Raw genomic sequence first — 8215 nt, forward strand, 5'->3', positions numbered from 1 at the left:
TTGTTCCGTCTCAGTGGGGCCGCATTATAGGGAGTTTCTCGCAGCCCGCAATAGCTAAATTGCAGAAAAATGACTGACTGCTGCAATCCCCAGCAAAACCCCGTCTTATACCCATTTACTCACAAAGTTATCCACAAATCTGGAATAACATTGTGGTTGGCTGCGTGTTGCGCCCTTCTATATATAGGGAAAAAGAACGCGATCTACGGCTTCGTTAGTTGCGGGCACACTGAAAATGGCCGACCACGACGAGATCCCCCTCCACTGGCACGATCATATAAAGGAAGACCATCACGTAATCGGTAATTGCCGCCGGTTATAGTGTGAGGCCCCATGCAAACCGGAAAGCATCAGGCTGCTAAACACAAAAGGAGAATGCAGCCCCAGCCCGTCGTCAGCCATACATTATAGAGTTCCGCATCCACTCCCGACGATCGGACTCAATATTCTCTGCCAGTTCACTATCCACAAAGCGTGAGTCGATATTTACGTCTACCCTCGAACAGCATTTCCTGACATCACCGAGATTGTCGCAACAACCCTTGCGCAAGCTGATGACTATAAAGTTGCTGCGCTATAACATCGGAACGCTATATCGACTTATCGGGTAATCGCTTCTGCTACAGATTTGAAGGTGAACTGTTAAACCGTGAGGATGAGGTGTGGCCGGAAGCGGAGATCACCTTGGTGCGGATCTAGTGATGCGTATGTCAGCCCCGTGATGATCCAGACATTATCGAACCGCGATATACCAGCAGTTATGTTCACATTAACAATTTGATTTAGATTTCATCAGGTTGACTTATGTCGGCTGAAAAAGCGAGGAAAGCCTTGCGGATACTGGATTTCAGACACAAAAAAAGCCGCCCTTAAGCAACTTGATTGCATTTCTTATGGTGCGAAGGCCGGACTCGAATTTCAAAGTTAATCAACTGAATTACAAGTTATTAATTGTTAATGCATTGATGATATATACTCAGTTATATACTCAACTATTTTCTTTCAAAAATTAGCGCTTAACGCAGCACATAAACCAACTCAAAGATGGCGCTGTGATTATACCCGATTGCATCATTTCAGCCTGGGGCGTTTTTTATTATCGGGAGGTAGCATCTCCGGATAATATTTCGGTCGGTTAAAACTACGACTTCAGTTTGCATGGTATTTTTTCCGTAAAAAAGTAAACGCACCCACCAGTACCAGCAGGCGCATTATGCAATGAGTAAACAAGGAACAAAGATCGGCGGTGTAAATCGGGAGATAGTTCGCAATATTCACAACGCAGAGTTATTACAGTTTCTTCGTAACAAGCCAGTTGCCTGTCGTGCCCGCAGGATATCGACAGCCCGGAGATAAGGGGATTGTTCCTGCCAGCTAAATCCTTTGCGATCTATTCGAATCAGCTCGTATTTTTCCACCAGAAAGTTAACGGCATCGGCCAGCGTGATACCGGCATCAATGTGTTCCTGAATAACCGTTTCATTACTGAACGGCGTGTCGTTCAGGGCCAAACCATAGTGTTGCTTCAGCAGACGTGTCAGCAGCATTTGCCAGACAGCCACAGGCGACAGACATAGCTTCGCCGCCTGCTGAGTTGTTGCAGGTAGAGTTTTCATGCTTGCTCTCGTGAAATTAGTTAGCGTTGAGTGGGATAAACAGCGATGTATACGTAGCCGCAATTGCCAAGGGTATCGGCTTCGCAGGTAAAACCGTTGTGATACAGGGTGACGCAGTGGGCATGGCGAGGATTCATTTCACCAGTGGTCAGCATCGACTCCATCTGGCTGATAAAATGTGGAAATACGACATCCAACTTCAGGCTTTCGACATCACTAAACTTACCGGTGATACTTGCCCGGTCAGCCAGATAGTGCAGTCGGTTGCTCTCCTGCACCAGACGTGCTCCCAGGCACGGCGTGATATCCCGCTGCAGGCCCCATGTGGGATTGCTCATTTATAACCTCTTTATTGTCAGTTCAGGGTGATACTCATCAGACAGGTATAAGGTCCATTGCGGTCCTGGCGGCGTTCGGCGTATACCGCCAGCACGCCGGGAATGTCAGGAACTACCTTACCGATGTAATGACAGACACTGCCGTGCCACTGGTATCTGCCGATGCAGTATCGAAAAATGCGTGAGGCTGGATGCTGACGGTAAATTGTCATCGCCCGGCGTTTACTGATAATTTTCATGTAATACCTCAAAGCAGACCATGCTCAGCGAACGACAATATCTGCGTACCACCGACGATAAGGTGGTCAGGCACACGGATATCAACGAGCTGAAGCGCCTGCACCAGACGCTGCGTTATGGTCTTATCTGCCTGGCTGGGCGTGGTATCGCCGGAGGGGTGGTTATGCGCCAGTATCACTGCTGCTGCATTGAAGTACAGGGCGCGTTTGACCACCTCACGGGGATGTACCTCGGTGCTGCTAATGGAACCGGCAAACAGGGTTTCATGGGCAATCAATTGGTTCTGCTGATTCAGGTACAGCACCATAAACTCTTCGCGCTCCAGCCCCGCCATTTTCAGTTTCAGCCAGTCACGGGCAGCCTGAGTGGAGGTAAATGCCACGCCTGTTTCGCGCAGGTGTCGGTCAAGCAGGGTTAAGGCGCGTTTTACCGTACGTTGTGCGGTCAGTGGAAGTGCCGGAGCCTGTGGGATAAGTGACTGTTCTATCATGAATATCCTTAATCAATAATGCGAAAAATGGCGTGGGATTCAGGGTGCTGCAGGGCGTAATCCCGCAGGCGGTAATAGTGCTCCGTCATGGCATCGCATTCGGTGCGACAGGCGTGATGGCTGTATTCAATCAGGCAGATAGCAATACCTGCGGCTTCTGCGCTCATTTGCGCACCATTACCGTTCATGCTGTTGAAAAGATGCCATTTATCGTCACTGTCAGCATCAGGAGCCATAAACGCGCCGCCATTGCTGAGCGTGTAAAAGGACCAGATACCACCGCTGTACTCATCACAGAAGCGGTCCATCCAGGCGAAAATACGGGGTTCCAGCGTTATCCACTGTGTGATAGCACCAAAGTGCAGCGGCCAGAAATCGAGACGCTGCTCGTCAGGTACTGGTGATGCAGTAAGGTCAAATTGAGGTTCATTAGCGGACATCAATTTGCATTGCGTTTGTGTCGTCATGGATATTCTCCGTCAATAAAAACGCCAGCGACGATGGCTGGCGTATGGGAAATAAAGGACATGCAGGGATGATGAATGGGTGTGGTCAGGAGGAGGATGCTCTGAGGATGCCATACTGCAGAATATAACGGTTAAGCCCTTCACCGGCATCCGGTTCAAAGCACCACGCCCGCCAGACCATCCAGCTTTCAGAACAGCGAATCGCTGGGCTAAAGTGGATATGCTTGCAATCTTCGAGGGGCATGTTGTTATTCAGGTAACTAACAACTTCAGCTGCTACTGGATGAATGATTTGCGTGAAGGAAAAAATAATTTCTGCTTTCACATAGACTTTAAGTAAAATTAACCCCCGCAACATGAGCACAGGGGCTAAGCTAAGTACCTTGATTCTCAATTTCTAATCGCCCAAAAATAGAGCGCTTACATGGTAGTGAGGCGGATTATTTTTGTGTCTGATCTTTATCTGTTCCTGTTGTCTTCTTTATATAATTCATAATCCCACCGGCATCGTTTACAGCTTGATTAATGTCGTTTGAGGTACCAGAAAAACCACGCCCCCCCATTTTTTGCGCAGCCTCCATTTTTTCCAATTCCTCTGGGGTGTAAGTTGGTTTCTCCATCGGCTCTTCGTTAGTTTGGTAAATAGAACCTCTACCATATTCCTTTTCCTTCCATTTCGGACGGTTACTGCCGGAAAAGGATTTTGCCAATGACCAGTATTCGATTGGGAAACGTTTGACCAGTTCTCCATTAAGGTGAACATCGATTGTACGATATTGACCATTATTCATTGTCCCTTCAGCAAAATAGGCGTCTCTGCTGCAGGTGCCTGTATCGTACTGACTCCAAAACTGCTCAGGTCTACTTACGACGTAGAAATCTCCCATGGCGCATCCGTTGAGAGATTTATGATTAACTACGGCCACGAGGTTTGTCGTGTTCATTACGATGGCGCAGGTACCCGGTTTTCCAGCGCACACATCCCCCAACAGCCGCCCGCTCTTGTCTTTTAGTTCCCAGATAGTTTTGTCTGAATTTTCTCCACTCTCAGATGGTCCCTTTGGTGCTAAAGGGGCGATAGTTGTGGTGGCAATATTTTCATCTTTTAGCAGAAAGTTAGTAACGTCCTCTGGTGGCTTACCCATCAAAGTAGCTTTATCACCTTCGATATATACAGATGCGGCTGTTTTGGTAACGACGTTGTAGATGAAATTGAAGTGGGTAAAACAGTCACTGGCGCAAATTGAGCCGGTAATCACGGTATCGCCTTTATATTGATACGAGCTTACCGGCGATTCAGTGCCATTAAGCGCGCCGGTTCTGGTAAAAGCGTCCTTAATCCCAATAGCACGCAAGTTCCCGGCTAAGGCATCCGCAAATGCTTTGTCTGATTTGTACAGCTCGCTAGGATAAGGGCAATTATCGGTGCAGTTGGCAGCAGCCTCCATCGGGGTGGCTTTAACGCTAAAGCTCAAACATAGAGTCAGGACAATCAATAATATTTTCACAGCTATCCTCTTTGAAAATTTAAAAAAACATCAGTTAATAACTATCGGCAAACATCCTGGCTAACTTAAATATGGCAGTTACGTTGGATAGTCGTTTCGATTCAGTACAGTTACCATGAGCGTTGTTGAAATTGATTTCTGTTCCTTAAGTTAATGCCATTACACCAGTGCGGTAGCGTTCGCTTCACCGCGTAAAATCAGGCCGATGAGGTCGTCTTTGGTCATATTGCCGTAACGTATGCCATTTTTCTCGTAATGCCAGGTCATTGCTTTTCCTTCTTAACAGAGGTTATTAAATTAGTGTGTTGTCCGGCATCTCCTCAGAGGGACCAGGAGACAGGACTTCGCGGATACAGCTGAAGTGCGGAAGAGCCCGGATAAAGCCCGCCTGTGTGGTTAGCTGGCTGAGACGTTTTCGCGGGGTAAAAGTGGTGTTCAGGACTGTCACCGCATGGATGGTCGCCAGAGGGTGCACGGTGATATGCCCGTTAAGTTCACCAGTGAGGTACCAGCAGCCATCGAGTGATATCAGGCGGTACGGAGCCAGCCCGTCACAGCGCTCTCCCTCGGCCAGCATTAGTACCCGCTGGCAGGCGGTAATGGCACTGACGAGACGGTAGAACACCAGTGAGATGACCGGGGACACAGACTGTGGCGGCTGCCATACCAGACACGGCATCCCTCCTGCAGTGAGCAGCATGCCCGCCAGACGCCGGTCCAGCCCCGGAAAGATATCGGCCAGTCCTGCCCTGTGAGCAAAGGTCAGCGCATCCAGCTCGCCCTGTACGCCTCCACCGGTACTGCGCAGGCGGCATTGCCCCCGTCGATACTCAAGGTCGAGGTACATCAGCCGTTCGCGAAAATCCCGTCGCAGGGTACGGACTGACACACCAAACTCCGCAGCCAGCCGCGTCATGTTCAGCGTTTCACCTGCAACCAGGCGGCTGATTATCAGTGACAGCCTGACAGCCAGCCGGTCATGACGGCGCTCTGCCTGTGTCATCTCGGATCTCCGTAATAATTAACTGACTGAATATGAAATGATTCTAAAGAGGGGGGCGGACAGGGTATGGACATGGAATGAACTATTTTTTATCTGCCACCGGAGGCAGGCCCGACGCGGTACTCCGTGGAATGCGGTGATAAAACACTCAATCCAATGGAGGTAAAACGGACAAGGAGTGTCCCTTCCCAACATATTGATAACAAGCTCAGGACTGAAACCCACTCAGCATCGCTTCCGCCATCACCCAGAGAGCCCGGTTGAGCTTCACATCACCGTCAATACCGCGCACCGCACGGGTATGCGTTCGTCCGCCTTTCGCACTCCGTCCACTGAGCCCGCCCTTAATCAGGTTCTCCTGAATACGCTGGTATGTGGTCCACAGATCATTGCTCTCATCCTGCCAGCGGCGTGGGGAGAGTATCTGAGGTGCTGTCACCGGCTGGTGGTCCTCACCGAAGCGGTACGTCAGTGCAGCCTGTGCCAGAGCCTGTTGTGCCGGCGGGGGCAGCATCAGCGACTGCATGGCATCACGTTTTTCTTCCACACGGTCAAAAATACCCAGCACTTCATACGCCCCTTCAATCACCTGACTCACCACATCCCCTTTGTGCGGCACCCGCACCTCGCCAAACGACTCACCGCAGACGAGGCCGTTCTGGCATACCGCACGAAATAATCCCGGCAGCATCTGATACGAGCTGGTGCCATCATGGGAGTTGAGCAGAATAATTTCCGGGACCTGTTTACCGGTGATCTGTCCCTCCCGGCGCAGACGCAACATGTGCTTTGTGTGTTCCCGACGATTCGGGTCACGTACCCGGGTCTGACAGGCAAAGAATGGCTGAAAGCCTTCGCGCTGCAGGCTGTCCAGGAGGGAGATAGTCGGAATATAGGTATAACGTTTACTGCGGGATTCGTGTTTATCCTCGCTGAATACGCTGGGCACCACACGAAACAACTCTTCACGGGTTAACGGGCGGTCACGACGAATAAGGTTTGCTGCGCCAAAGCGCGAGGCCAGACGGGTCATAAGCAGACTCCTCATGATGGGAAAATAAAGACAGAAAAGCCCTGCCGCTCAATCGCGACAGGGCTCAGGAAACTACGGGTTAGAAGGGTTAAGTGTTCAGAAGAAGAAATTCCAGACAGCACGAGCGACCGATACCACGGTGTCGCGTGCAGCCTGAATGATTGCCCGTATTGGGGGCGGTATCAGTGGCATGGAACTTATTGTGTCCAGTACCGAGCCGACTGTTTCACCAAAATCGTCACGGGCTTTTTTATTAACGGCATCGGTACGAAGTGGAACACTAAGCTGTACCGCCACCGGACTACTGGCCTCCCGTGGCAGGCAACGAATCATCCGTTCAGCCATCACCCGCAGCCCCCACTGCAAACGTACCGACACCGCACAGACAGGGTTTACAGGTTGGAACAACTCATGCAGCAGACAGATTTTTCGGCTGATATTCTGTTTCTGCTCTGTAGACAGCTTTTCATCACCGCAGGTGGGTTCAACCTTGTCGGACTGACTGATAACAAACAACACCTTATGCCGGTATGCCTCACCAATCACCTCCCGGTAAAAATGCTCATCCACCGCCAGCGCTCGATCATCGGCCTTGATCAACCACAGCATCAGGTCGAGCCGGGGAAGTTGTTCACGGTAGAGTGCGGCATATTCAGCATCCCGTAGTTCAGACTCTCCAACACCGGGTAGGTCCATAATTGTCATAAAGCGTTTGCCGAGCTGCAGGCGAAAGCGCATGGGTTCGCGTGTGCAGGCAGCCACGTCGCTGACCGGTGAAACGTCCCCGGCAAACAGCGCATTGCACAGACTGCTCTTGCCCGCGCCGGTTTTCCCCATAATGCCTATTACTGGCTCGTAGTGGGTTAACTGATTTATCTGCTGCAGAATGCGTTCAGAGACCCACTGGGGCAGGCCGGAAAGCGGTTGCTGCAGTGACTGCAGACCGTCAATTTGTTTCATTACTGCTCCTCCGAAAAAGAATACAAAAACGGCAGAACCACGAGATTCTGCCGTTAATGGGGTATGTTCAGAGTGATGATATATATCTGTGATCTTTTTTAATTCTCCCAACTTTTCAGTTTAGCTTTTGCGTATGCATCATTGATCAGCATCTCAATCAATTCATTGATTTTCATTTCATTTTGGCTTGCTAGATAATCAAGCTGTCTCTTACTGTCTTTGCTAATATAGGTATTGAGAACTTTTTTGTTTGCAACACTATCTCTGAATTTTTTCTGACCCCATGCTTTTTTTGTTTTTATAATAAACAATTCACCTTCAGCATCGGATTTATTCTCAACCCATTGATCAAAGATTGAATGAACTTTCAGATTCAAATTTTTTTCAAACCAAAAATCAACATTACCATTAATCATTTTGTTCTTATCGAAGTAAGACATCACCCACTGATAATCCGCCAAGTATTTAGGGAAGGTGCGAACAAGTTCCTGATATGAGATCATCATATTCATCCGGAGCGCATCCCAGAGGGACATCATGAGCCATCAACTCACCTTCGC

12 protein-coding genes are annotated in these 8215 nt (G+C 49.5%); all 12 read right to left on the reverse strand.

The features are described from left to right. Positions 1-1274 precede the first annotated feature (1274 nt). The 12 genes from ABOC97_RS23685 to ABOC97_RS23740 all read right to left on the reverse strand — a co-directional run bounded on the left by ABOC97_RS23685 (position 1275) and on the right by ABOC97_RS23740 (position 8167). The gene (locus tag ABOC97_RS23685) at positions 1275-1616 is read right to left on the reverse strand and encodes a TA system toxin CbtA family protein (protein ID WP_174349101.1); all 342 of its coding nucleotides are present in this window, start codon (positions 1614-1616) and stop codon (positions 1275-1277) included. Positions 1617-1636: 20 nt separating this feature from the next. Next, positions 1637-1954, reverse strand: a complete 318-nt coding sequence (locus ABOC97_RS23690) for a type IV toxin-antitoxin system YeeU family antitoxin (RefSeq protein ID WP_174349102.1) — start codon at positions 1952-1954, stop codon at positions 1637-1639. Between the two features lie 17 nt (positions 1955-1971). Further along, positions 1972-2193: a DUF987 domain-containing protein gene (locus ABOC97_RS23695; protein ID WP_174349103.1), complete on the reverse strand. Its 222-nt coding sequence runs from the start codon at positions 2191-2193 to the stop codon at positions 1972-1974. 8 nt (positions 2194-2201) lie between these two features. Next, positions 2202-2684: a JAB domain-containing protein gene (locus tag ABOC97_RS23700; RefSeq protein WP_058649301.1), complete on the reverse strand. Its 483-nt coding sequence runs from the start codon at positions 2682-2684 to the stop codon at positions 2202-2204. A gap of 8 nt (positions 2685-2692) precedes the next feature. Next, positions 2693-3151, reverse strand: coding sequence for an antirestriction protein (locus tag ABOC97_RS23705; protein WP_174349104.1), 459 nt, complete (start codon positions 3149-3151; stop codon positions 2693-2695). An 85-nt stretch (positions 3152-3236) separates the two neighbouring features. Next, positions 3237-3464 carry a DUF905 family protein gene (locus ABOC97_RS23710; RefSeq protein ID WP_370655833.1) on the reverse strand — a complete coding sequence of 76 codons (228 nt, stop codon included), beginning with the start codon at positions 3462-3464 and terminating at the stop codon, positions 3237-3239. 127 nt (positions 3465-3591) lie between these two features. After that, entirely contained in the window at positions 3592-4659 is a 1068-nt protein-coding gene (locus ABOC97_RS23715; RefSeq protein ID WP_008783819.1) for a hypothetical protein, read from the reverse strand. 159 nt (positions 4660-4818) lie between these two features. Continuing rightward, positions 4819-4926, reverse strand: a complete 108-nt coding sequence (locus ABOC97_RS23720; protein ID WP_116541151.1) for a DUF4339 domain-containing protein — start codon at positions 4924-4926, stop codon at positions 4819-4821. A 25-nt stretch (positions 4927-4951) separates the two neighbouring features. Continuing rightward, the gene (locus ABOC97_RS23725) at positions 4952-5662 is read right to left on the reverse strand and encodes a DeoR family transcriptional regulator (RefSeq protein WP_349602300.1); all 711 of its coding nucleotides are present in this window, start codon (positions 5660-5662) and stop codon (positions 4952-4954) included. Between the two features lie 208 nt (positions 5663-5870). Further along, complete coding sequence (locus ABOC97_RS23730; protein WP_191220474.1) at positions 5871-6695, reverse strand: DUF932 domain-containing protein; 825 nt, start codon at positions 6693-6695, stop codon at positions 5871-5873. 96 nt (positions 6696-6791) lie between these two features. Then, entirely contained in the window at positions 6792-7655 is an 864-nt protein-coding gene (locus ABOC97_RS23735; RefSeq protein ID WP_248180109.1) for a GTPase family protein, read from the reverse strand. Between the two features lie 98 nt (positions 7656-7753). Beyond that, on the reverse strand, positions 7754-8167 hold the full coding sequence (locus ABOC97_RS23740) for a hypothetical protein (protein WP_349602302.1): 414 nt from the start codon (positions 8165-8167) through the stop codon (positions 7754-7756). Positions 8168-8215 lie beyond the last annotated feature (48 nt).

The organism is Kluyvera huaxiensis (assembly GCF_040149365.1).
GTDB classification, from domain to species: domain Bacteria; phylum Pseudomonadota; class Gammaproteobacteria; order Enterobacterales; family Enterobacteriaceae; genus Kluyvera; species Kluyvera intermedia_A.

Excerpts from the sequence above, each read along its gene's own strand:
- ABOC97_RS23705 (WP_174349104.1), bottom strand. The coding sequence starts at position 3,151 with ATGACGACACAAACGCAATGCAAATTGATGTCCGCTAATGAACCTCAA.
- ABOC97_RS23695 (WP_174349103.1), bottom strand. The coding sequence starts at position 2,193 with ATGAAAATTATCAGTAAACGCCGGGCGATGACAATTTACCGTCAGCAT.
- ABOC97_RS23685 (WP_174349101.1), bottom strand. The coding sequence starts at position 1,616 with ATGAAAACTCTACCTGCAACAACTCAGCAGGCGGCGAAGCTATGTCTG.
- ABOC97_RS23735 (WP_248180109.1), bottom strand. The coding sequence starts at position 7,655 with ATGAAACAAATTGACGGTCTGCAGTCACTGCAGCAACCGCTTTCCGGC.
- ABOC97_RS23730 (WP_191220474.1), bottom strand. The coding sequence starts at position 6,695 with ATGACCCGTCTGGCCTCGCGCTTTGGCGCAGCAAACCTTATTCGTCGT.
- ABOC97_RS23720 (WP_116541151.1), bottom strand. The coding sequence starts at position 4,926 with ATGACCTGGCATTACGAGAAAAATGGCATACGTTACGGCAATATGACC.
- ABOC97_RS23725 (WP_349602300.1), bottom strand. The coding sequence starts at position 5,662 with ATGACACAGGCAGAGCGCCGTCATGACCGGCTGGCTGTCAGGCTGTCA.
- ABOC97_RS23700 (WP_058649301.1), bottom strand. The coding sequence starts at position 2,684 with ATGATAGAACAGTCACTTATCCCACAGGCTCCGGCACTTCCACTGACC.
- ABOC97_RS23740 (WP_349602302.1), bottom strand. The coding sequence starts at position 8,167 with ATGAATATGATGATCTCATATCAGGAACTTGTTCGCACCTTCCCTAAA.
- ABOC97_RS23690 (WP_174349102.1), bottom strand. The coding sequence starts at position 1,954 with ATGAGCAATCCCACATGGGGCCTGCAGCGGGATATCACGCCGTGCCTG.